Origin of the sequence: Alkalibacterium sp. 20 (genome assembly GCF_001885615.1) — a bacterium.
GTDB lineage: Bacteria > Bacillota > Bacilli > Lactobacillales > Carnobacteriaceae_A > Alkalibacterium.
In genome coordinates, this window is sequence record NZ_LSRN01000023.1 from 45,710 (window position 1) to 69,007 (window position 23,298).

The 23,298-nt window shown below is 40.1% G+C and carries 22 protein-coding genes and 1 other annotated feature (1 of these 23 running past the window's edge); of the genes, 2 read left to right on the top strand and 20 right to left on the bottom strand.

Features of this window, described 5'->3' with window-relative positions; all coding sequences use genetic code 11:
• Positions 1-267: 267 nt before the first annotated feature.
• The 5 genes from AX762_RS04175 to AX762_RS04195 form a co-directional block, all read right to left on the bottom strand.
• Positions 268-1,551, bottom strand: coding sequence for an adenylosuccinate synthase (locus tag AX762_RS04175; protein WP_071847903.1), 1,284 nt, complete (start codon positions 1,549-1,551; stop codon positions 268-270).
• Positions 1,552-1,897: 346 nt separating this feature from the next.
• Positions 1,898-2,752 (bottom strand): HNH endonuclease, encoded by an 855-nt coding sequence (locus AX762_RS04180; protein ID WP_083432785.1) that lies wholly within the window; start codon positions 2,750-2,752, stop codon positions 1,898-1,900.
• Between the two features lie 74 nt (positions 2,753-2,826).
• Positions 2,827-3,339: a hypothetical protein gene (locus tag AX762_RS04185; RefSeq protein WP_071847904.1), complete on the bottom strand. Its 513-nt coding sequence runs from the start codon at positions 3,337-3,339 to the stop codon at positions 2,827-2,829.
• 45 nt (positions 3,340-3,384) lie between these two features.
• Positions 3,385-3,585, bottom strand: coding sequence for a hypothetical protein (locus tag AX762_RS04190; RefSeq protein WP_071847905.1), 201 nt, complete (start codon positions 3,583-3,585; stop codon positions 3,385-3,387).
• Between the two features lie 65 nt (positions 3,586-3,650).
• Positions 3,651-5,108 carry a DUF5050 domain-containing protein gene (locus AX762_RS04195; RefSeq protein ID WP_071847906.1) on the bottom strand — a complete coding sequence of 486 codons (1,458 nt, stop codon included), beginning with the start codon at positions 5,106-5,108 and terminating at the stop codon, positions 3,651-3,653.
• Between the two features lie 263 nt (positions 5,109-5,371).
• Here AX762_RS04195 and AX762_RS04200 point away from each other — a divergent pair, with 263 nt between their 5' ends.
• A complete protein-coding gene (locus AX762_RS04200; protein WP_071847907.1) occupies positions 5,372-6,862 on the top strand; it encodes a phospholipase D family protein in 1,491 nt (496 codons plus the stop codon).
• Positions 6,863-6,965: 103 nt separating this feature from the next.
• Here the strand turns inward: AX762_RS04200 and AX762_RS04205 are convergent, their stop codons facing one another.
• From AX762_RS04205 to AX762_RS04240, 8 genes are all read right to left on the bottom strand, one after another.
• Positions 6,966-7,877 carry a zf-HC2 domain-containing protein gene (locus AX762_RS04205; RefSeq protein WP_071847908.1) on the bottom strand — a complete coding sequence of 304 codons (912 nt, stop codon included), beginning with the start codon at positions 7,875-7,877 and terminating at the stop codon, positions 6,966-6,968.
• A complete protein-coding gene (locus tag AX762_RS04210; protein WP_071847909.1) occupies positions 7,874-8,359 on the bottom strand; it encodes an RNA polymerase sigma factor in 486 nt (161 codons plus the stop codon). The genes AX762_RS04205 and AX762_RS04210 overlap by 4 nt, the downstream gene beginning before the upstream one ends.
• A 234-nt stretch (positions 8,360-8,593) precedes the next feature.
• Positions 8,594-9,694 (bottom strand): M50 family metallopeptidase, encoded by a 1,101-nt coding sequence (locus AX762_RS04215; RefSeq protein ID WP_071847910.1) that lies wholly within the window; start codon positions 9,692-9,694, stop codon positions 8,594-8,596.
• 867 nt (positions 9,695-10,561) lie between these two features.
• Positions 10,562-11,101: a hypothetical protein gene (locus tag AX762_RS04220; protein ID WP_071847911.1), complete on the bottom strand. Its 540-nt coding sequence runs from the start codon at positions 11,099-11,101 to the stop codon at positions 10,562-10,564.
• 553 nt (positions 11,102-11,654) lie between these two features.
• Positions 11,655-12,938 (bottom strand): DUF5050 domain-containing protein, encoded by a 1,284-nt coding sequence (locus AX762_RS04230; RefSeq protein WP_177244032.1) that lies wholly within the window; start codon positions 12,936-12,938, stop codon positions 11,655-11,657.
• Positions 12,939-13,344: 406 nt separating this feature from the next.
• Complete coding sequence (locus AX762_RS12735; protein ID WP_177244033.1) at positions 13,345-13,503, bottom strand: hypothetical protein; 159 nt, start codon at positions 13,501-13,503, stop codon at positions 13,345-13,347.
• A gap of 342 nt (positions 13,504-13,845) precedes the next feature.
• On the bottom strand, positions 13,846-14,511 hold the full coding sequence (locus AX762_RS04235) for a hypothetical protein (RefSeq protein ID WP_071847914.1): 666 nt from the start codon (positions 14,509-14,511) through the stop codon (positions 13,846-13,848).
• Positions 14,512-14,857: 346 nt separating this feature from the next.
• Entirely contained in the window at positions 14,858-15,145 is a 288-nt protein-coding gene (locus AX762_RS04240; protein ID WP_071847915.1) for a hypothetical protein, read from the bottom strand.
• 810 nt (positions 15,146-15,955) lie between these two features.
• On the opposite strand from AX762_RS04240, the gene AX762_RS04245 reads away from it, so the two are divergent.
• Positions 15,956-16,240, top strand: a complete 285-nt coding sequence (locus AX762_RS04245; protein WP_071847916.1) for a type II toxin-antitoxin system RelB/DinJ family antitoxin — start codon at positions 15,956-15,958, stop codon at positions 16,238-16,240.
• A gap of 348 nt (positions 16,241-16,588) precedes the next feature.
• Here AX762_RS04245 and trpA read toward each other — a convergent pair whose 3' ends face one another.
• Genes trpA through trpE form a run of 7 tightly spaced genes read right to left on the bottom strand, consistent with a single transcriptional unit; the run spans position 16,589 to position 22,943 of the window.
• Entirely contained in the window at positions 16,589-17,365 is a 777-nt protein-coding gene (trpA, locus tag AX762_RS04250) for a tryptophan synthase subunit alpha (protein ID WP_071847917.1), read from the bottom strand.
• Complete coding sequence (trpB, locus tag AX762_RS04255; RefSeq protein WP_071847983.1) at positions 17,358-18,569, bottom strand: tryptophan synthase subunit beta; 1,212 nt, start codon at positions 18,567-18,569, stop codon at positions 17,358-17,360. The genes trpA and trpB overlap by 8 nt, the downstream gene beginning before the upstream one ends.
• A gap of 31 nt (positions 18,570-18,600) precedes the next feature.
• Positions 18,601-19,197, bottom strand: coding sequence for a phosphoribosylanthranilate isomerase (locus tag AX762_RS04260; RefSeq protein ID WP_071847918.1), 597 nt, complete (start codon positions 19,195-19,197; stop codon positions 18,601-18,603).
• Positions 19,184-19,975, bottom strand: coding sequence for an indole-3-glycerol phosphate synthase TrpC (gene trpC, locus AX762_RS04265; RefSeq protein WP_071847919.1), 792 nt, complete (start codon positions 19,973-19,975; stop codon positions 19,184-19,186). The genes AX762_RS04260 and trpC overlap by 14 nt, the downstream gene beginning before the upstream one ends.
• Entirely contained in the window at positions 19,976-20,989 is a 1,014-nt protein-coding gene (gene trpD / locus AX762_RS04270; RefSeq protein ID WP_071847920.1) for an anthranilate phosphoribosyltransferase, read from the bottom strand.
• Positions 20,986-21,579 carry an aminodeoxychorismate/anthranilate synthase component II gene (locus AX762_RS04275; protein ID WP_071847921.1) on the bottom strand — a complete coding sequence of 198 codons (594 nt, stop codon included), beginning with the start codon at positions 21,577-21,579 and terminating at the stop codon, positions 20,986-20,988. Before AX762_RS04275 ends, trpD begins: the two co-directional genes overlap by 4 nt.
• Positions 21,576-22,943, bottom strand: coding sequence for an anthranilate synthase component I (gene trpE, locus AX762_RS04280; protein ID WP_177244034.1), 1,368 nt, complete (start codon positions 22,941-22,943; stop codon positions 21,576-21,578). Before trpE ends, AX762_RS04275 begins: the two co-directional genes overlap by 4 nt.
• A gap of 165 nt (positions 22,944-23,108) precedes the next feature.
• Positions 23,109-23,298 (bottom strand) — a binding site (T-box leader) (it continues 24 nt past the right edge of the window).

Genomic DNA, 23,298 nt, shown 5'->3' on the forward strand with positions numbered 1-23,298 from the left:
CACCAACGTTTACTGACCACTGAAAATTTTTTTTAGCCAGTAGGCACTCGAAGGGGCCTCTAGTGACCACTCCAAATATTTCGTCTGCTGACTGGTCATTAACGAGGCTAATTAATCCTTGCTCGCGAAAAACTGAGCAATGAGTGGTCACTAACTGCTTCCAGTACTGCTCTCTCTGCTGCTGCTAATCAGTGGGATGGCACTTAGCGCGTCCATACTGACTACTCAAGACAAATACTCATTGAGTGGGTATTAATTCGTCATTTTTTAAATCTCATTGACGACAATGGTCTGATCTCTTTTGGGTCCAACAGAAACGATCGAGACTTCTACGCCGGTGAATTCTGCGATGCGTTCCAAATATATCCGAGCGTTTTCCGGCAGTTCTTCGTACGTTTTGGCGATGGCCGCTTCTTCGCCCCATCCGTCGAATGTTTCGTAGACGGGTTCACATTTAGCCAGGTCTTCGAGACTGGCTGGGAAGTAATCGATCACTTCGTTATTGAATGTATAGCCCACGCAGACTTTTATCTCGTCTAAGCCAGCGAGTGTATCTATTTTGGTCACGACCAGATTTGTCAGCCCCGAAACACGTGCAGAAGTTTTCAGGATAACCAGATCCAACCAGCCACAACGTCGGTCTCTACCTGTCGTTACACCCACTTCGCCGCCTTTTACTCTGATCCAGTCGCCTGTCGCATCCGTCAGTTCTGTTGGGAAAGGACCTTCACCTACACGTGTAGTATAGGCTTTGGCAACACCCACAGCTCCTTTGAGCATGGTTGGTCCGATACCTGTTCCCGTACAGACTCCTCCGGCAATCGTATTGGAAGATGTCACGAAAGGATAGGTCCCGTAATCGATATCCAAAAGCATCCCCTGCGCCCCTTCAAACAATACTTTCTTTCCAGCTTTGATCTCATCATACAGTCTTACCGAGGTATCCTGCACAAACGGAATCAGTTTCTCAGCGAATGCACTGTATTCCTTGTAGATTTCATCAAAATCCAAAGGTTCTTCATCGTATATTTTGACCAATAGTTCATTCTTGATTTTAATATTTTCTGCCAGTTTCTTTTTAAAAACAGCTGGCTTTATCAAGTCACACATTCTTATACCGGATCTTTCGGCTTTGTCTGCATATGAAGGTCCGATGCCTTTGCCTGTCGTACCGATACTGTTCGTTCTGGATTTTTCGCTCAAATTATCCAGCAGTCTGTGGTATGGCATGATCACATGTGCTCTATCACTGATCAGCAATTTTTCAGGGGTAACTTTTACGCCTAGATCTTCTAAATAACCCATCTCCTTGAAAAGTGCTTCCGGATCGATCACAGTGCCGTTGCCCAGGATATTTAGTTTATCATCATATAAAATACCTGAAGGAATCAAGTGGAGCATATACTTACTCTCACCAACGATTACCGTATGACCGGCATTGTTTCCTCCTTGAAACCTAACGACTAAATCGACACTCTCGGCCAGGAAATCGGTCATTTTACCTTTTCCTTCGTCTCCCCATTGCGCACCTAATACTACAAATGTTGACATTGAAAATCCTCCTTAGTAAAGAACTCCATTTAAGAGCCTTCACTTTTATCCATTTATGGAATTGAGTTTATCTATAATTCAATCACAGAACAATGGTATCAAAGCCATTAACTCAGGTCAATGAAATGTCGCATGTATTTAGTATTTACATCATCAATGTTCGTGTTTTATAGATTAATAGATATTAACTTCTAGTTTTTGTTGATTTTCACAACAATTTGATTCAACTAGTTAACTTTATAATTCGATAAAAAAGCTTGATGTACATCTCTTATAGGGCAGTTTTTATAAAAAGTACTGCGTAAATCTTGAATGAGAACTTAAAGACTAATAACAGTAATAATAATCATAAAACACCATAGAACGTAAGTAATTTTTCCCTATCAATTTCTATTCCATACTTTTCATATTTAAACTCTCTTTTATTGAACAATATCTCAATTGTTTTCTTCCGTTCAGGGTATATAGAATGATGTATTTTACTGTGACAGGTTGGACATAAACATACTATATTGTCTGAAAAATCAATGTTGTAGACAAAATAATCTTGTGCTGCCATAGGTATTAAGTGATGAGCTTCAATATAAGTCTCTTTATTTCTTATATTAGTGAATGTCTTATGATTATTATTATATTCGCATTTCCATCCACTATTTATCTTCGCTTTTTCACTTTCTACAATTTTACGATTGTAACTATATCTCCCATTAAACTGCGTTTTATTCCCTCTATATTGTTTTCCTGAAATCGATCTTTCATGTAAACTTTCAATAGAATCTTTATTTGAAGATATATTTATTTTAGTATTCATCTCATAATCGTTATATTCTTCCACTTCATCATTAAGGAATGTCAAATAGGACAAATAACATTTTAAAGTAGCACTCGGATAGTGGTTTTCATGCTTATTGTAGGAGGAAAAATCATTCATTTGAGTTAATTTGTTTAGCTTTTCAAAGGACTCAAATACTTCAAAATCAATTATATAATCATTGAAAATCATTTCATAATTATAAACTAGTCTGACGAGGTAACGTGCATAAGAATCTGCTTTACCACTTTTAGCACTTTTTGAATTCCCAGCCAGTATTGTTAACTCCCTTGCGTATGCTCTAAAATCTTCAAAAAATTCCATATTTCGATTTTTTGTATTTATAAACTGAGTACTTTTAGCGGGTAAGTCTTTAAAGTACATCGACATAAATCATCATCCTTACTTAATAATTCCCTAATTTCTCTATCAAAAGTATGTAAATATTCATTACACTTACTCTCTCACGCTCCAACCTGCTTAAAATAAGGATCGAGATATTCCAAGAGTTCATCAAATAATGCTGGAAAAAGGTTCGAACCGGCTACTTTGAATTTCTTTCTGTTATCAAATTTGAGTTTCAGTTCCCACTGGGTGCCGTCCATGATATTTGAGTCATAATAGTCTTCATCCCATGACAGGACAAACAACTCTCGGAAGAGGTACGTTTTGATTGTCTGCCATTCATCCACTGTGATCCGCACTTTTAGGATATCATCACCTAAACTGTATGGTGCCGTTATTTGTATGTCTGCATACCCGTCCCGTTCTTCGATGAGAATGGTCTTGAATCCTCCGTGAAAGCCGCCATAAGTAAAACAGAATGTGTGACATTGGCGGATCGATTCATTGGCTCCTAGTCCAAACGTTTTACCGCATGTCCCACATTTGTACTTATCCGACACTTCTGGTTGCTGTCTTTCACTTTCTTCAACTGTTTGATTGCCACAATATGGGCACTTTAACTCATCGATCATTGCTTTCCTCCCCTTATATGTACGCTTAGCTTTAGCACTTAGATATTATTTGAATACATCCCAGAAAGAAAAGGATGTCTTTTTGTATACTTTATTGTATGCGGCTTTTTTCGGATCCTTAAGCCAGCCCATTCCCTTTTTACCGTAACCAGGTACCACGCTTCGTTTCACTGCTCGTTTAACTCTCCCAGTCGTCCGTGCTTTTATCGACCGCTTGATGCTTGGCTTGCGCATGCCAAATTTCATCTATTTCCCCACTTTCTTCTATCTTGATTATTCTTTTCAAAACGATTGATGCTGCACTACCTCATTCAGTCCAGCACATCGATTGATTCACTTTCCAAATCGATTCTATTCACGTCGGGTTCTTCAAAACCCACGCCTGCAGTGAAGAGGACCGAGTCACCGACTTTCGCAAAACCTTCCACTCTGTCCAGGTCGGAAAGGTTGGAACTCTCGCTGCCATCAAAGGTCATCCTGTAGACGCCCGCTCCAGGGTATGCCCCCTCACTGGAATGCAGCGAATAGATGATGCCTTGCTCGGTAGGCAAATAAGAAGAAACAGGCCCGTGCACGACCACTTCCGGTTCGCTTTCTCCCCCTACTTTACTCCGGTAGAGTTTATGGTTACCACCTATATAATAGTAGTCATCGTTCCATATCGTCAGATTTTGTGCGGGATCGTTTATCACAATCTGCCCATCTTTACCATCGAGGCTATAGCTTTCTACGACCGACCGTCCTTCTTTTTCATGGCTGATCAGTAGTCGACTGTCATAGATGGAGAAACTGGAGGCTTTAACGTCTATCAGCTGCGCAAGATTTTGTCCATTCAGGTCCATTTTATAGACGCTAAAATCATCTTCCCAGCTTAAAAAATAGATCCAGTTCCCCTGGATCTGCAATTCCACAAGATAACCCAGGGAGTAAAGCGTTGAATGAGCGCTGCCATCCGTCCTCATCCTTTCCAGGCTTTCTCCTCTGGTGAAGTATAGCCAATCTCCGACCACATTCAGTTGACTGACGCCGGTGCCTCCCTCGCGTTGTATCAGGTACTCTTTGTTTTCAAACTGTTTGTCTATCTTGACAAGATTCAAATGATTCTCAACATAAAATACGTATTCTTCGTTTTCGACTGCACGTCCGTAATTCAATGTGTTTTCCAGCGAATTGCCACTGTATTCTTCCGAGTCGATTTCCACTTCATCACTGACACTTGAGAGTGTGTTGTGGCGCAGAACATTCATGCTCCATACCAGATTAGATTCCACCATTAGTGGCATAAGTCCTATGATTGCAATAAGGATGAATTTGAGAGACGAGACGCTTTTTCTGGTCCAGAGACTCTCTTCCCCTCGGATATTTTTATCCAGTATCGTGATGTAATGCTTCGGTCCTTCGATCGTTACTTTATCGGTTACATAATGCAGAACGATCCGGTCATTGACGACCCGGTTGAACGGTACATCGAACGTCGGTCTTACCGTCATTTCGTTTTCACTCTTATCGGTGACTTTCCATCTGCCCTGTTCGATCAGCTTGTCTAAACCGTCAAAGCTCTGGACTTCTTCCTCGATGGATTGGTGTCTGTATTTAGCGATCAACCACCGGAGAAAGAACAAGAGATAGAATACGATAAATACCCACTGAACGCCTGGATTTATGTTGAAGACAGCCCTGTAACTGCCATAAAGTAGCAGGGCCACCGGTAAGTAGACAAACACGGTCCCTCTCAAGGCAATATAGAGCCAATTTTTTAGTGTTTTCATTTTCTCCCTCCATACTATGATCAACAAACCTTATTCTCAGCTGTGTCCTTTCTTTATCGACGATTCTATTACCTTCAGTTTAGCAAAAAAGCGCCCTCTATTGATAGCGCTTTTCTTTAAAAACTATATTTTATTTTTGAAAATAGTTGTTATTATATTTTATCGTTGCTGATCAACAGAGACATCACTTTGTTTTCATGGTAGACTTATGAAAAACAAATCACGCAAACGTACGCATACCAAATAAAGAAAGCAGGTCGATTATGCCTTTAAGAAAACATGCCTCATCCAAAAAGAAAGTTGCGTCTTTACTTGAGAAAAAAACACTGCTGAGCGTGATTATTTTCAGCTTGATCCTGATTCCACTGATGGTTTCACTGTATCATTATTTGAAACCGGTTCCCCAGGGGATCTCCGTAAAAGGCGAACGGCACGAGACGAGTGACTTCCAGTTCCTCTATGACTTGACCTATGAAAATGCAAAGGGTGAAGTCGAATATGAACAGGAAATCTCCGACTATATCTATCACATGATCGCCGAGGCAGAAGACTTCATCGTTGCGGATATGTTCTTGTTCAACGATGACTACGACCATACCAATCCCGATTTGGACTTCCCTACGCTGGCGAACGATCTGGCAGAACTGCTCATCCAAAAGAAACGGAAATCCCCTGAAGTGGATATTGTTTTCATCACCGATCCCATCAATACCTTCTATGGCACATATATGCCAGAGACCATCGATCAGATGAAAGACGCGGGGATCGAAGTCATCATTACCGATCTAGAGCCGTTAAGAGATTCCAATCCTATTTACTCCGGTTTTTCAAGGGCTTATTTGAACTGGTTCGACACATCCGAATCCAGCTATCTGCCGAATGCTTTTCGTGCTCAAGGTCCAAAGGTCAATGTCCTTTCCTATCTCAATTTGCTGCACTTTAAAGCCAACCATCGAAAAACGATCATGACTGAACGTGAAGGTCTGATTACATCTGCCAATCCTCATGATGCCAGTGCCTATCATTCCAATGTCGCCTATGTCATGCAAGGACCTTTTCTGAACGATTTGCTTGCCTCTGAAAGAGCAGTCGCTGAAATGTCCGGTTTCGATACGGCTCTGTTTGATTCTTTTCAAATAAAGAGTAAAAGTGCTGAGACAAATGAAGCGTACACTGTTCAATTATTGACTGAACAGAAAATCAAAACGTCTCTCCTTGAGTCCATCAATCTGGCACAGTCGACTGACATGATCAAAATAGGCATGTTTTATATCTCGGATCGCGACATCATTGCGGCCTTACTCGAGGCTGAACGTCGAGAGGTAAACATCCAACTCATTCTGGACATCAACGAGGATGCTTTCGGCGTTAAAAAAATCGGCATCCCTAATCGTCCGGTTGCGGATGAATTGATCAAGGGCAACAGTTCGATCGATATAAGATGGTATCAGTCTCACGGGGAACAGTTCCATACGAAGTTCCTGCTGTATGAAACAAAAGAAGAGGTGACCATGATCGGCGGATCCACCAATTTTACGCGGCGAAATCTGCAGGACTACAACTTGGAAACAAACGTCAGGATCTCAGGCGCAAAAGGTCAACCGGGAATAGAGGACATGCTCCAGTACTTTGACCGCATTTGGGAGAACGAAGGCGGTACGTATACCGTTGACTACTCCGAGCATGCGGAAGCAACAGTATGGAAAGACTGGCTGTATCATATCCAGGAGTGGAGCGGACTGTCGACGTTCTAGAAGTAGCCGGTTAGAAATTAAATGTTGTTCTAATCAATAAAAGCTTAAATATATATATAAAGAGTCCCTTGTTTACTATTGCAGTAAACAAGGGACTCTTTTGTCAGTTTAACTTCTCGATTTGTTTTCGTTCTCTTCTGATAGAATAAACGTTTATTCCCAATAAAATCAGAGCATATAACGGAATCACAATCAAAATAATGGCCAGCAGATCCCTTGTGGAGTTATATGATGCAGAAGTTGATCCTCTAACGATTAAATGAGCAATTATATAAGAAACCAGGAGTAATAGTGTCTTAATAGAAAATTTTGCAATTTGCTTGTTCTGACGAAACACTGCTGCAATAACCAGACATAACCCGCCCAACAGTATAGCTATCAGTAGATAATACGACAGATTCAGTCTCGGCAAGGTCACTATCCCTCCATTTGGATTATCATCAATACCGTAAATCAATCGGTCCGGTGCTCCGTCAGTCTGATAGTAGTAAACTGACGACACGGTTTCATCTTCTGCATTCAACACCACTGTCCCGATGTCGTTTGGCTGTATATATTCCTCCCAGATAGTTGTCCAAGTGGTGAGATGATAAGCCATGTCAGGTTCTCCTTCTGACGAATAGCGTTTCATATCATAGCCTGAGACGTGTTCACTGAATTCAACGACGATAGACTCACCTGCTTGCTCACTAACTTGAATAAGCTCTTCACTATAGGGTAGATACTTTGGTGCAGTCACAAAAGCAAAGAGGAGTGCAGAAAACAATAATGTAAAAACAAACGTCAGAGCTATCGATGTTGCTTTCTTCTTTCTAAGAGCCGATTTCATCTTCATTAACGGCCTGACGTCAGTTTCTACAGGCGCATGATACGGCTGGTTCAGTTCATTCAGCAACTTTCGACAGTCGTCACAATGCTCAAGATGCTTTTCTACCAAGTGTACTGAATCATCACTGAGCATATCTTCCGTATATAAGGGGATGAGATCTTTTATGACATTGCAGGATACATTCATTCGTTTTTCCTCATTTCTTCTCTTATTTTTCTTTTCGCTCTATAGAAGGTCACGCAAGCCCAATTGTCTGTTTTACCGAATAGTTCACCTATCTGTTTAAAACTCAGTTCTCCAAATAATCTTAACGTAAATACCTCCTTGTAAGGTTCAGAAAGCTGATGCAGAACTTTATGTACATTCATCGATTCTTCTTTTAAAAAGATGATCTTTTCTATATCTGTTTCATCTTCTATCTCTCCGATGGAATCGAGTGCTATTTCTTTTTTATGCTTTCTTAAATAGGAGTAATAGGTGTTTTTTGCAATTTGAAAAAGCCAGACGCGAATATCACTCTCCCCTTTGAAACTATCCAAGGATTTTAGTGCTTTTAAAAATGTTTCAGACGTAATATCTTCAGCCAGGTGTTTGTCCCTCGTTAAGCTGTACGCGAACAAATAGACATCTTTGAAATACAATGAATAAATCTCTTCAAGTTCTACCACCTTCTCACCCCCTTATATATAAGACGCGCCAACGGACGAAATCTTACAACCTTTTCAAAATAATTATAACTTATACTTTCAAGTCCGCTGTTCATTGACTGTTTTAAATAATACTCCTTATCAAAAATAGGACTCAATCTTCCTTATACTAATGTATGGGAAGCTTGAGTCCTGTCTCATTTAGAATGATCTGATAAGCGTAAGCTTTCAATCTCGATATTCTCAGTCTTATATTCAATCAGTTACTGAGTCAGAGCTTTCTTCTTTAATTTTCTTCCGTAGATAGTTATTCAATTCCCTCTCGATTTTTTGATCAGTTAACGTGGGTGCTTTTTTGATATAACTTTCTGCCTCATCCAAGAGTCTTATCGCTTTTTCAAAATCATTTTCTTTTATAAAAGCATAGGTTGCTAATACACGTTTGGTATCTGCCTGCTTAATCTTATCTCGTTTTTTATACCACTTGTTATTTACAATTTCCGCTACGGCATCATCATCAGGATGACTTAACAGCAATACAAATAGATATTCTTTTAAAACTTCAAATTTGTGTAGATCCAGTAATTGATCAAACTGGTCCCATAGCGGTCGCAATATCATCTCCGCTTGATCAAATTCAAATTTTTCGGTATGTTTTAATGCCTTAAGCGATAGCATCGTCACGTTATTTCCATCTGTTAACGGTTCTTTTCCAACAAAATAAAGTAATTCCTGCAGTTCTTGCCCAGTTTTACCTTTGATCATCCCTGCATGTATCTGAAGCAACTGATTGAATTGGATCTGATATTCTATGCTTTTTGAAGCCTTCCACAAATGCATGCCATCGTTTGGCTCCACAGGGATAAGGTTCATCATCGCAAGAATAATTCCAACAACGGTAAAAGTGAGGAAGCCTATTTTCAACAAAGGGGGGTATGCCATCATCCACATTAGATAACCCCCTGCCGCTGCAATCAAATTGGCTATGATACCACCCAAATGATATAAAGCGTATGGTGGAGTTGTGATTTTCTCAGGTGGCATCATTAAGCACTGTCCCAGCATACCGGGAACACGCTGTTTTTTTAGAGTGATTTTTCCTGACTCTTTTACCCAAATAAAACTTAAGAATTTAAACATAGAAAACGAATAGCCTGATAACAGTCCTGCTACTAAATGACCGGCTTCATGTATAACAATGTGTAAAAAGAAACTAACAACGAAATAGCTCATAAGAACGGGAATATGAATCCAGGTCCAGTCATGGATTGCGGAAAGCATTCCCACTTCATATCCTAAAAAGCCTAACCCCAAGAACGTTATAAAAATATTTAATAGTACAAATACTTGTTTCATTTTGTCAGTCCCTCATTATCTATGTTCAGTCGTGAATTCAATTATTTGATACTTTAATCTATTGTATCTTTTCTTCATCATAATTACCTTAAAGAACTGTTTGTATGTAGCTAAAAATAGATGCCCGTTTGAGTCTGTTTATTTTTCAAGAGTATCTATCTTATTCAATATTAGTTTTGTGCACACAATTAGTGTGGAAATTATGGCGGAAAAGCCTAACAGATTCAGTAGTATTTCAAACTCAGAAATTATATTTGTAAAAATAGTATTAGATATTACAGAGATCGGGTTGAATAGAACAATGCCTATAATGACATTCAACTAAAACCATAATCCTAAATTCTTCATCATTTTAATTTCTCCTTCGCCTTTTATTTACTATCACAAAGAATAATAAGCCGAGTAAAAAACAACGCAAGGCATTCATTTAAGTTTCCTGAATGACTTGCGAGATCTATAGTTTGTCTTTAATCGTCAACGCTTTCCTGTTCCTCGGCCTGTTTCAAAGACCCACCCATGCCACCTGCCAAACCGATAACTAAGAGCATCAAAAATAGCCCGACTTTTTTCAGTCGTTTCATAAAATTACCCCCTAGATGATATATGTATAAAGCTCGAACATAGCGGTCACTGCTACGATAAGTAAGCCGATTGCAATATGAACGTCTTTCTCGTTAACATTCATTTTCTCAAAGGAATAAAATAACACGATAATCGTCAATATGAATTGAAGACTGTACGAGAAGTAATTATCAGTGGAAAAAAAAAAGCCGGTATGCTTTCATAAAAGGCTGTTGTGACTGATAATATTGCAAATAATATAGGTATTCTCAGTTTCATTGTCATGATTGATATTCCTTTACTGTACTAATAATTTTCATTTATATTATTAATTGTACGAAATACATCACTATAGATATTTTTTATTTCATTTTCAGTTAGTTCTTCTTCGTCTTCTCCACTAAATATCCAGTGTTCACCTAATTCATTTTCTGAATGATACAAGTATCCAGCTGCATAACTCTTCGGAGAAACCTCCCTGGCATCCTCGTAATTAATATTATCAAACACAAAGGGAGCATGAGTTTTTGTAGTGCCAATAAAAAAGATAGGGATTTTCAACTTATTATAATGGTCAATATACTTATCATCAGATGCTTCGACTAAGTTTTCCGGCATTATGAATAGTGCATCTCCCTGTACATTCAGAGAACCGTCTTCGTCTTCTAAATCACTAAACTCTGCATTAGAATACGAAATATTTTCTTCTGAAACATCTGGAGTATCCCCAATCACACTTATTCTTAATACGTCTCCAGTATATGTATCGAGGTTGCTGTTGGAACAACCTGAAACATACGCGCTTAGTAATAAGGATAAACAAAGAACCCATTTTTTTCTCAACACTTGCAACTCCTCCTTTTAGTCCAATCACTACATGGTCACTTAAAGCTTGATTAGTCACACTTTTGAGTTCTTTTTTGTGAGCATCTTCCAAAAAAGAACCAGCAGATATATTCCATAAACTGTCGCAATTATACCTTGAAAGTAAAAATTGATAACCGCGGTACTTCCATGGAAAATAACTGTAAAAAGTGATATATAGGTTAGTACCTTTAACTTAACTTTCTTTTCCAGCATATGCCATAGGTTCCATATCGAATACAGAAATGTTCCTACTGCTATGATCGAATATAATATCAGTAAAAAGTCTGCATTGTATATGTCGAGCGTATAGATCAGCATCCCCCAAGTCAGGCCAAAGAACAATGGATATAAGATTTTCTTCAACACGATTGAGTCCGACTCATTCAGCATCTTTTCAGGTCAACTCCTTCATCAAAAACCTCTGTCTTAAATATTTTTTTAACAAACCTGACAGCGTTAAGAAAGCACTTCTATTAATCAGGGAACTGTTGGCGGTATCAAAATTTTCACTGTGGTCTAAAATTCATTTATTTCAATCAATAAAGATTTCCCCAACCTGACCATCCATTAAATCATATCGCATCATTTCCAGTGTATTATAAGTGCCCGATGCATTGAATAGTATCGAATCACCTACCTTTATCAAACTCTCGACATAGTTTGACGCGTAAACACGTTCATTCTTTGAGCCGGTATGATCTGTCAGATGAACGCCGTGACTTGGGTGGAAATCATCGTCAGATCTAAGCGTGTAAATGATTTTGTCGTCTGTGAGTGTGTAAGTCCCAACGGGCCGGTCGACGAGAATTACTGAACCGGACGTTCCATCTACTGTACTCTTATACAGTTTATCGTCCGAGCCAATGTAATAGTAATAGCTGTCGTGTTTAACTATATCCGCCGCTGATTCATTTAGTACGACTTCTCTCTCACTACCATCAAGACTTAAGTGTTCCACGACCTCTTCGTGACTGACGAGCAACTCGTCACCGTATATGGCAATGTCTCTTGCCTCGACATCAAGTAGCCGTTCGAGATTTTCACCATTCAGATCCATGCGGTAAACGTTAGAGTTATCCATAGTATTAACAAAATAAATGCCTTTTTCAGTCACGTGGACATCTTCAATATAGCCTAAATCGTAAAGGACCTGTTCATTCGTTCCGTCCGTTTTCATTGTGTAAAGTGATTCATCCCTGGTGTAATAGAGCCAGTCACCCGCAAGGTTCAAGTTTTCAAACCTGTAATACGGTTCATCTTTCATCAGTAACTTTTCATAATTCAATTCATTATCCGTTTTGATGAGTGTATTGTTTCCATGACTATAGAAAATGTGTTCAGCGTTCTCAACTCCAAGGCCGTTATTGTTGATGTTTTCGACAGAAATGTCTGCCTCACTTTCCACTTTAATATCAGTTTCAGTCGAAGCAGCTTCGACATTATGACGCATCACTTTAATTTCCCAAAGCAAACCACTTTGCGTTATAAAAGGTAGCAGGATAAAACCTGTGGCGACTGTGGCTTTTAACGCCCGGAATGCTGTCCATTTCTTTTTAACCGGTTCTCCCTTGATAGCTTTAGACAGTGCCATCACATAGTGCAGCGGTCCTTCTATTTTAGCTGTCTGATCCGTATAGTGAATCTCTACTTTGTCATTGATCACTAAGTTGAAAGGAACATCGAATGTAGGTCTGACAGTCAACGTGTCTCTTCTGCGATCAAGTATTTCCCAACCATTCTCTGATAGTGTTCGTTCCAAGTGACTTTGACCGTCTATCTCTTCCTCAAGTGACTGGTGTTTAAATTTCTCATGCATCCATTGCACTAATAAACCCAAATAAAATAAGGTAAAAGACCAGTGAAAGTTTATTGACGTTCCAAAGACAATCTGGTAAAGAATTATAAGCAGAAATAGCGTCGGTATATAAAGAAATACTATACTTATCAGTCCAAGACTGATCCAGTTTCCTATCTTATTCATCGTTCCTTCAGTCCCTTATATAAAATCGATTTGAATTTGGATATATATGTATATGTTTATCACTTCTATTGTAGCAAAACTCACCCATTCAATAAAGCGCTTATGTAACTCAGAAAAAGCCATCCATTTGCTTCACTATCACATATTAAGTATAAATATTTTTAACCATCCTAAAATCAGAATAAAGAATATACAACGAGCGCAATATTGAAAATGAAAGCATGCAGCGATTGACTAAACTCTAATTCCCTGTCTTTTCTTTGCTACGTTTGTACTGAATATACAATGATCCGAATAGCGTTATTAGGATAAATATCAATCCCCATATTTGTCCAGCAATCATTAATCCATAGCCGACAAATATAGATAACCCCAGTAAGACATTAATAAATATTTGCATTTCTATCTCAACTCCTTCAGTTTAAATTTCTGTAAAAAAATGAAGCTAAATGTAGCGTCAGCTTTGATTACTGCATAAATGCATACCATAATAGAGATGATAAAAACTGCCCTAAGTAACACGTCCAACATACAAGGTTAAAGAAATCAAAGCCCTGTTAAGAGAATAATCTGCACAATTCCTATTGGATAATAGCCTAATCAATTTTTCTCCGGCAGAACTACGTACAAAGCGTATGTTCCAATCAATAGAACATCTATGAGACACAAAATTTGAAACCTCTTCTAAATAGGTATTTTGTATTCTCTCCATTCTAGGGTGCTTTTAATTTCTAAGCCAAATCTATTTGTACTCAGAAATATAATCGGCGAATTTACAGCGGGCCTGTTTTCTTATAGTATCGATATGATTGTATTTATCTAAAAATTCAGCCGCGTAATCTGTGTTGGCACTATGAAGACTTAAAGATACTTCACTCGTTTCTTTCACTAAAGGAATTTTGCCATAATTTATACCAACGACTGATAGATATGGATTATTTTCAGATCGATGTAGAAGGAGCAAGTAATCTCTACCCGTGATCATTTTTTCATATCCTAATATATGATACTTCAATCTTTTTACCGCATCGTACGCTTCATTTTCCAGTAGCGTAAATGTTTCTCCAGCATTTAGGAGATGACCAGCCACTACTTTTTTGATTTTGAAATCAGACAGCGTATAGGCTTTCTGAATACTTCCTTGTTCATTTTTTATTAGCGTAGGAGCATGCTCTGATACTTTTCCTGCAATAACAATGGCCTCAGACTCTTCTTCAACATCAGATAAAGATCTGTATTCATCTATACTCGCATCTAAAATAAGGTGCTCATCAAATAGATGATCTCCCATTCCATTATCAGAAATAGTTTTTGAACGACTTTTATCCGGCACAGTACTTTTTTTAATTTCAAGAAAAATAACCACTCCTATAACTAATAACACTGCACCTACTAATAATAGTTTCATATTTCACTCCCTGCGACTCCTTATATTTCACTGTTAACTCAACTTAGTTATCTGATAGTGATTATAACTTCCCATGTTCATTATAGTAGTAAAAGTTTAACTGAACATCCACGCCAACTAGCCTATGATCATTCCTAATATAATCAAGAACTGAAGAATTAAAGAAATAGTGGCTAACGCTTTGACCCAGCTTGCATATCTGATGATATCAGCACTCGTTAGTATGTAAATTGAAAAGACAACAAGATAAGTGTGACTATTTTCGCAAATATTTGCACCTCATTATTATTTTGTTTGATAACTTTCCCCTCCTGTGTAGTCAATGCATATCTGTAGCTGATGCATCTTAAAGTGCCTTTCTCAGTGAATTGATCAATACGCTTACCATCGCAACGATGGTGAAAATGACTGTTAAACCGGTTATCATAATGATTGTTTGAGGAGATGACTGTGTTCTTTCTTTTCTAGTCGTGATTATCGTTGCAGATATCCCGACTAAATTCAAAAACAACAGCATGCGGAAAATGAATTTCGTGCTCTCGTAATTTGAATAGATCATTTGCCATAAGAAAAAAATAAGCAGCAGCAGTGGCATCACACATTGGAGTATCAGTAACACTCGTTTTAGAGTCATTTGTACAACCACCTTCTAGACTGCTTTTGACTTTATACTATTGAAACCCTGAACTATTTACTTACACTCTTTGAACTTTTCAGCATGACCCTTTATTAAAAATCACTTTACAAAATATCTATAATTTCTTTTTTACTTGCTGCATTGGCTGGTGCATAACTGAATATCAGCCCCACGGGAATTTCTCGTTTTCGCTTACGTCAACTTCTTCATTCATCTTTTTTCCTCCTGTTTCTATGCATTCAAATCCTTTACACTGAGACAATAGAACTACTCACCACGATATATTTGTATATATTAATTTTACAACAGTATAGCACAACTAGAATTGATTGGAAAACTTGCTGTACCATTCCTAGGAGTGGAGCGGATTATCTACGTTATATAAGAAAATGAACGTTTCTTATATAACGTAGGGAGATACTTTTAATATCTATTAAAAGCACATTGGAATAAGTTTATTCGTATTCCAACGTGCTTTTTTTATACCCGATCAATTTTCAGATACTCTACAAAATTTTGAAATACCTTAATCTTTAATATTTTCCGGTTCCTCGACTTGTTTCGAATCCCCACCCGTGCCTACTACGAGACCGATAGCTATCAGCATCAAAAACAGTCCGATTTTTTCCAGGCGTTTCATGAAATCACCACCTATTTTAAGTGTATTTTAAAAGCTAATAACTAGAGCCATAAGTCATAATTTGTACACATGAACTAGTCTCAAAGGCATTGCAATCGCACTCGCTTAGCAGTATTATATAGGTGTAAAATTGTGATACAAGAAAATTATTTTAAGGGGGGGTTCTTGTGAGTATACGGAAAAAAATATTTGTACGAGTTCAAATCGATAAAAAACTTGCAGATGAGGCTAATCTTATTTTCAAAGAATTAGGTTTAAATCAGACATTCGTCATAAATGCCTTATACAAAAGAGTTGTAGCTGATGCCGGATTACCCTTTGAACTAGTGCTGACAGAAAAGAAAAAAGTTTCTTTGAAATTTTCTAAAGCAACGGAAAACTTCCCTGTAAAAAAACTCTCAACTAAAGAAGAAGTTGACGCATGGTCCAAAGATATTGAACAAGACTATTGATCCCAATGATATCGTAGACATTTTAGTTTCTTATAAAGAACGATTTGTCTTACTGCATTAAACCTCCCCCTGACTTGATTACTATTCACCCTCAGAAATATGATCGGAAAACTTGCTGTACCATTCCCAGGAATGGAGCGGACTGTCTACGTTCTAATTAATTTAAAGTGATTAACATAAAACAGAGATGATTCTCATTCGAGAATCATCTCTATTTTCATTTCCCCCCCAGGTAAACAGCCCTTCAATTGACCAAAAAGATATGCTTTCAATCACTTATAACTGCAGCACAGCCACTTTATTATACAGGTCAGCGACTCCCCTAAAAAGTCATGTCATATCGTTTGACTACTTTTTAGAGGCGTTAATAAGATCTACAATTTCCCCTCTCTTTTCTTCATAGAAGCTGGAAACGATTTTGCTTCCTACCACTACGCCATCTCCATACTGACTGAGTTGTCTGACCTGTTCAGGCGTTGACACCCCGAATCCAGCGAGGACAGGTTTTGAACTCATCGCTTTTAATTCTTTAATGTATTCTCCAACTGTTTCTGCAAACTCCACTTGGGCTCCTGTTGTTCCCTTTACCGTCACTGCATATAAAAAGCCTTCCGTTTTTTCAGCAATCTTCTTTAAACGTTCGATCGGACTGGTTAACGCAGCTAATCTAATCAGAGCGATTTCTTTATCTGACAGATATCTTGTGATACGGTCTTCCTCTTCCATCGGTAAGTCTGGGATTATTAATCCATCCACTCCGGAATCAACACTCTCATTGATGAAGTCCTCTATTTTATAGGCATAGATCGGATTCATATATGTCATCAGGATGATTGGAATCGTTCGATCGTGCTTGGTTTCTTTTAATTTACGAAGGACTTTTCTTAACGTGACTTTTTCTTCCAACGCTCGTAACCCGGCTTCTTGAATAGTCGGTCCATCAGCTACCGGATCAGAAAACGGAATTCCTAATTCTAAAGCTGTAGCACCCGCTTCTTCCAGAAACTGAATGCGCTCAGGCAAAACATCCAGCCCGCCATCGCCCGCCATAATGTAAGGGACGAATATCTTGTCTCCCTGGTCCAGGGTCTTCTGAAAGGCCTGCTCCAATGTTGTTTTACTCATCTGCCTGACCTCCTATTCTTTCTCTCACTGTTTCGACATCCTTGTCTCCTCTTCCAGAAAGACAAATGATCAAGCTTTCATCTGGCTTCATCCGTTTAGCGATTTTTTGTGCATAGGCGATCGCATGGGCTGTTTCAAGAGCAGGAATGATCCCTTCTTTGCGAGACAGCAACTGCAACCCTTCAAGTGCTTCCTGGTCCGTGATCCCTTCATAGGTCACACGCTTCATATCTTTCAAGTAGCTGTGCTCTGGACCGATCCCTGGATAGTCCATACCTGCTGAAATGGAGTAAGGTTCAGTAATTTGCCCGGCTTCATCCTGGAGTAAATATGACATCATACCATGCAGCACGCCCACTTTTCCAGCAGTCAGGGTCGCTGCATGTTCTCCCGTATCGATTCCTTTTCCAGCAGCTTCGGCTCCATATAATTTAACGGATGCCTCATTCACAAATGGCGCAAATATACCCATCGCATTGCTTCCTCCGCCTACACACGCAACAATAGCATCTGGTAATTTGTGCTTCAGCGCTTCAAATTGCTCTTTGGTTTCCTTTCCAATCACACTCTGAAAATCTCGAACTATTTTCGGGAAGGGATGTGGCCCTACAACCGATCCGATAATATAATGGGTGTCTTCCACGTTCGCTACCCAATAACGCAGCGCTTCATTAACTGCATCTTTCAACGTTCCTTTTCCTTGATCGACACTGATTACTTGTGCGCCTAATAATTCCATACGAAAAACATTTAACTTCTGACGTCTCACGTCTTCTTTTCCCATAAATACAATGCACTCTAAATCAAGTAAGGCACAAACGGTTGCTGTCGCTACGCCATGTTGACCCGCACCTGTTTCAGCAACCACCTTTTTCTTACCCATCCTCTGGGTGAGCAGGGCTTGTCCTAAAGCATTGTTGATCTTATGTGCACCCGTATGATTCAAGTCTTCTCGCTTCAGATAAATCTGTGGACCCCCAAATTCTTCAGTCAGACGCTTTGCAAAGGTCAATGGGGTTTCTCGTCCAACATAGTCTTTTAAGTAACGCTCAATTTCCTGCGTAAATGCCGGGTCCTTCTTCGCCTCTTCATAGGCTTCTTCAAGTTCTAAAATAGCGGGCATCAATGTTTCGGGTACAAATCGTCCACCGAATTGGCCAAAGTGCCCTTTTTTATCTGGTAAAGTCTCTCTGATAGTTTCCATAGTTTTCATAGTTTCTCCTCTCGCTTATCGCTTACTCTACCTGTTTTACTTGATGAGTAAACCTTCGAATCTTCTCAGCATCTTTACTTCCATTCGTTTCTACCCCACTGGATACATCCACTCCAATAGGCTGCAAGTGTTGAATCGCTTCTGCTATATTTTCAGGTGACAACCCGCCTGCTAAAAAGTGTGGAAAGTCCTCGTTTTTATTTTTTAACGTTGTCCAGTCAAAGGTTTCGCCACTACCCGGTTTTGGGCTATCGATCAAAATATAATCCGCTACCTGCTGATAGTGCTTGGCTTCGCTGATTTCTTCAAAAGAGAGAGCCTTGATGAGTGGGGTATTTATTTGCTGGCACTCTGTCACACTCTCTTTCCCATGTAACTGCACATAATCAAGACCCAGTTCGCGACTGATTCTATTCACTTCCTGTATGGGCTGATTTCGAAAGACGCCTACTACTTTGACGCTCGTATTTGAAAGGCTGTTTTTGATTTCTCTTGCCTCGTCAATCGTTACTTGCCGTTTGCTTGCTGCAAAGACTAGCCCAATAAGGTCAGCCCCTGCTTCTACTGCCATTTGCGCCGTTTCTGGCGTTTGAATCCCACAAATCTTAACAAGCATCATTGTCTGCTCCTTGCTGGAAAGAATGGATCGTTTCTTTTACATTCTTGGCTTTCATCAACGTCTCACCCACTAAAATGGCTCTTGCTCCTGCATGCCACGCTCGTTTTACCTCTTCAACGCTTGACATGCCGCTCTCACTAATAAGCACCTGCTCGGCTGTATCCACTTTTTCAGCTAATCGCTCCGTTGTTTCTAACGTCACTTCAAAGGTTTTCAAGTTCCGATTATTGATGCCGATGAGTTTAGGCTGTATGACTTGCGCGCGCTGCAATTCTTCTTCGTTGTGTACTTCCACCAATACTTCTAGTCCTAAACCCTCTGCATACTCATTCAAATTTTTTAACTGTTCATCGGACAAAGCCGCCACGATCAGCAAAATCACATCCGCACCATAAACATAAGCGCGATCGATTTGAACGGGGTCGATGATAAAATCTTTATTTAAGATCGGCAGGCTTACTGCTTCTCGAACGGCTACCAGATCAGCCATTTCCCCTTGGAAAAACGGCTTATCTGTCAATACGGAAATCATCGATGCGCCGGCTTCTGCATAGATTTTCGCCTGTTTTCCCGGTTCAATGCTATGATTGATCTCCCCTTTGGATGGAGAGGACCGTTTAAATTCCGCAATCACCTGCATGTCTTTGGCTTCTTTGCACCTATTATAAAAAGAGCGTACCGGGACCGTTCTTTTGAGTGTTTCTTTTGAAAAAGACTCTTTCAATCTAAAGACTTCTTTTTGCTTTTCTTTTAAAATCGTTTTTAAAATAGTTTCCATTCATGCGCTCTCCTTCCCGTAGGCGACTAAAAAGTCAAGTTTCTTCAAGGCCGCCCCTGAATCAATGCTTTCTTTTGCCAGCGTGACCCCTTCTTTTGGGGTCTGAGCTTTGCCACTCGCGAGCAAGCCTAATCCAGCATTCAACAGGACGACTTCTCGATGTGCCCCTTTTACGCCTTCCAAAACCGAACGCAGGATGACTGCATTTTCTTTGGCATTTCCGCCTTTAAGCGCGCTGTTTGCAATTTTTTGCAAACCAACTTCTTCCGGAGAGACATCAAAAGCGGTCAGTCCTTTCTCAGTGACCAAGATGCAGTGATTTATCCCTGCTAAGGAAGCCTCATCCAACCCACCTTTTCCGTGCACAACGACTGCCCGTTTTCTCCCTAATTTGTGCAGAACGTTTCCGATATCCATCAGAACATCTTTGCGGTAAACGCCTACTAACTGAGTGGTCAAGGCTGCCGGGTTTGTGAGTGGACCGATCAGATTGAAAATAGTCGGGATACCCAACGCTTTTCGAACGGGCATCACATGTTTCATAGCTGGGTGCACATTGGGTGCGAATAAAAAGGCAATCTTGTTTTTCTCTAGTAATTCCGTCATTTCCTCTGGAGTAGCACTTAAATGCACGCCTAATTCTTCCAGCACATCCGCACTCCCGGTTTGACTTGAGATGCTTCGATTTCCATGTTTAGCCACGGTCACGCCCGCTCCGGCCAAAACAAAAGCACTGGTGGTGCTGATATTGAAACTTTGAGAACCATCGCCACCTGTCCCGCAGTTATCCATCACATCGGGCAGTTCTTTAGGCAGCTTCACGGCGACCTCCCGCATCACTTTTGCCAGCCCGGTCAGTTCACTCACTGCCTCACCTTTGGCACGCAGAGCGGTCAAGAAAGCAGCTTTTTGTCGTTCATCTGTTTCTCCACTAAACAGCAAGTGGCTTGCCGTTTCCATCTCTCCAATCGTCAGATCCTCACGCCGCAATACTTTTTCAATAAATGCCTTCATCTCACGCTCACCACTTCTTTGCTGATCGTGTCTAAAAAGTTTTCTATCATTTGCTTGCCATCACTCGTTCCAATTGATTCCGGATGAAACTGTAAGCCATAAATGGGGTAAGCGTCATGCTTCACTGCCATAATTTCGCCGTCTGTGATCGACGTCGCTGTAATTGTCAGACATGCTGGCAAAGTGTTTTTTAAGATGACTAACGAGTGGTAACGCATCACTTCGATTTCCACTTTCAGTCCTTTAAACAGGTCCGCCTGATGATGCAGGACTCGCGCTGTTTTACCATGTTTGACTTCGTCGGCATGACCGACAGTTCCACCGAATGCTTCACCGATGGCCTGATGCCCTAAGCAAATCCCTAAAATAGGCACTTCCTCATGCAATTCTTTAACGAGATCGACACAAATCCCTGCTTGACTTGGGGTACCTGGTCCAGGAGAAAGTACGATGGCTTTAGGATTTAATGCCCGCACCTCTGCGATCGTCAGTGCATCATTTCGCACGACTTTTACTTCTTCTCCACATTCACCTAAATATTGGTACAAGTTATACGTAAATGAATCATAATTATCGATTAGTAAAATCATTTTTGTCCGACCTCCAGTAAGGATTTTGCTTTATTTAATGTTTCCTGGTATTCCGTTGCAGGATCAGAATCATACACGATCCCTGCTCCTGCCTGAACATACGCCAGGTTGTCTTTTATTACCATTGTTCGGATAGCTAAGGCCAGATCCAAATCTCCATTCAAATTGATGTAGCCGATCGAACCAGAATAAACACCGCGTAAGTTGTCTTCCAACTCATTCACGATCTGCATCGCTCGAATTTTAGGTGCCCCTGACACTGTTCCTGCTGGCAAGGTGGTGGTCAGTGCATCCAAACCGGTCAGTCCGTCTGCCAAGGTGCCACTCACTTCCGAGACAATATGCATCACATGCTGGAACCGTTCAATCGTCATATACTTATCTATTGAGATCGATCCAATCTGTGAAACGCGCCCCAAATCGTTTCGACTTAGATCCACGAGCATTTTATGTTCGGCACACTCTTTTTCATCTGAAAGTAATTCTTCTGCATACGCATCGTCTGCTTCGACCGTTTCGCCTCTTGGTCTCGTTCCGGCAATCGGATTGGTGATGACTTTATCGCCCGTGACCTTGATCAAACTTTCCGGTGAGGCTCCAAGCACTATATACTCTTGGAAATCCACGAAAAACATATAAGGAGAAGGATTCGCTACTCTTAATTTCCGGTAAAACGTAAAGGGATCCACTTCAAACGTTGCTTTCATTCGTTGGGACAGCACGACCTGGAAGATATCCCCCTCAACGATATGCTCTTTTGCCTTCTTGACCAGCTTCATAAAGCTTTCCCTATCATGAGAAGTCGAGAACTCCAGAGGCGTCAGCTCGTTCATCTTTTCTTCTGCCGGCTGCTGGATCATTTCTTCAATGGTTCTGATCCGCTGATCCAAGTTCTCGATCCCATCAATTGCCAGCGCTACGATGGTGACTTCCTGTTTCTTATGATCGAACACCACCAGTTCCTGATAAAACATTAAATGAATATCCGGCATGTCGATTTCGTCCTTCAGTCGCTCCCCGATTTTTTCATATTCACGGATCGCGTCGTATCCAATGTAACCCACTGCTCCGCCATAAAAGGGGAAGGGCAAATCCAGTGACACCTGTGGAATATGCGCTTTTACAACCTCTAATGGCTTTTCATGGAACGTTTCTTCCTGGCTGTCTTCTTTCACGGTGACGATCTGCTCGTTCCCGACGATCTCCTTATACGGATCCATTCCGATAAACGAATACCGCCCTTTTTCCCCGTGCCCACTTGAACTCTCTAATATAAATTTCTTCTTGCCGTTCAATCGTTGAAACACCGAAATGGGTGTCAGCATATCTCCGTTGATTTGTTTCGTTTTGTATTGAATACTCATTGTCTTATCCCCTTTGAATTTAGTAAGTAAATCTTGACTGATCATTCAGTTTATTCGGTACGCATCAGCTGTAAAAATTGATCGCTTTCTCTAAAAAACACCCTCTTCTTTGTCCAAAACCACATTTTTTTCATAAAAAAAAGCCCTCGATAGCTATTACACTACTGAGGGACGATAAAAATTACCGCGGTACCACCACAATTTAGGAAAATTGACTCCTACACTCTCATCCGTTAACGGGGATGACTCGACCTATCCTACTCTCTTTCAGATAGATTCTCGTAAGTCCATTCCATTCAATTCCCATACTTGCTTCTCAGTCTCGCAAGTTCTCTGTAATGGGGCAGTTGAATAT

What these genes read in the sequence shown, in the direction of transcription:
- trpD (WP_071847920.1), bottom strand. Translation starts at nt 20,989, where the DNA reads ATGAAGGCATTTATTGAAAAAGTATTGCGGCGTGAGGATCTGACGATT.
- trpA (WP_071847917.1), bottom strand. Translation starts at nt 17,365, where the DNA reads ATGAGTAAAACAACATTGGAGCAGGCCTTTCAGAAGACCCTGGACCAG.
- AX762_RS04235 (WP_071847914.1), bottom strand. Translation starts at nt 14,511, where the DNA reads ATGAAACTATTATTAGTAGGTGCAGTGTTATTAGTTATAGGAGTGGTT.
- AX762_RS04230 (WP_177244032.1), bottom strand. Translation starts at nt 12,938, where the DNA reads ATGCATGAGAAATTTAAACACCAGTCACTTGAGGAAGAGATAGACGGT.
- trpE (WP_177244034.1), bottom strand. Translation starts at nt 22,943, where the DNA reads ATGAGTATTCAATACAAAACGAAACAAATCAACGGAGATATGCTGACA.
- trpB (WP_071847983.1), bottom strand. Translation starts at nt 18,569, where the DNA reads ATGGAAACTATCAGAGAGACTTTACCAGATAAAAAAGGGCACTTTGGC.
- trpC (WP_071847919.1), bottom strand. Translation starts at nt 19,975, where the DNA reads ATGGAAACTATTTTAAAAACGATTTTAAAAGAAAAGCAAAAAGAAGTC.
- AX762_RS04190 (WP_071847905.1), bottom strand. Translation starts at nt 3,585, where the DNA reads ATGAAATTTGGCATGCGCAAGCCAAGCATCAAGCGGTCGATAAAAGCA.
- AX762_RS04185 (WP_071847904.1), bottom strand. Translation starts at nt 3,339, where the DNA reads ATGATCGATGAGTTAAAGTGCCCATATTGTGGCAATCAAACAGTTGAA.
- AX762_RS04175 (WP_071847903.1), bottom strand. Translation starts at nt 1,551, where the DNA reads ATGTCAACATTTGTAGTATTAGGTGCGCAATGGGGAGACGAAGGAAAA.
- AX762_RS04240 (WP_071847915.1), bottom strand. Translation starts at nt 15,145, where the DNA reads ATGACTCTAAAACGAGTGTTACTGATACTCCAATGTGTGATGCCACTG.
- AX762_RS04195 (WP_071847906.1), bottom strand. Translation starts at nt 5,108, where the DNA reads ATGAAAACACTAAAAAATTGGCTCTATATTGCCTTGAGAGGGACCGTG.
- AX762_RS04180 (WP_083432785.1), bottom strand. Translation starts at nt 2,752, where the DNA reads ATGTCGATGTACTTTAAAGACTTACCCGCTAAAAGTACTCAGTTTATA.
- AX762_RS04260 (WP_071847918.1), bottom strand. Translation starts at nt 19,197, where the DNA reads ATGATGCTTGTTAAGATTTGTGGGATTCAAACGCCAGAAACGGCGCAA.
- AX762_RS12735 (WP_177244033.1), bottom strand. Translation starts at nt 13,503, where the DNA reads ATGCAAATATTTATTAATGTCTTACTGGGGTTATCTATATTTGTCGGC.
- AX762_RS04275 (WP_071847921.1), bottom strand. Translation starts at nt 21,579, where the DNA reads ATGATTTTACTAATCGATAATTATGATTCATTTACGTATAACTTGTAC.
- AX762_RS04215 (WP_071847910.1), bottom strand. Translation starts at nt 9,694, where the DNA reads ATGAAACAAGTATTTGTACTATTAAATATTTTTATAACGTTCTTGGGG.
- AX762_RS04200 (WP_071847907.1), top strand. Translation starts at nt 5,372, where the DNA reads ATGCCTTTAAGAAAACATGCCTCATCCAAAAAGAAAGTTGCGTCTTTA.
- AX762_RS04205 (WP_071847908.1), bottom strand. Translation starts at nt 7,877, where the DNA reads ATGAATGTATCCTGCAATGTCATAAAAGATCTCATCCCCTTATATACG.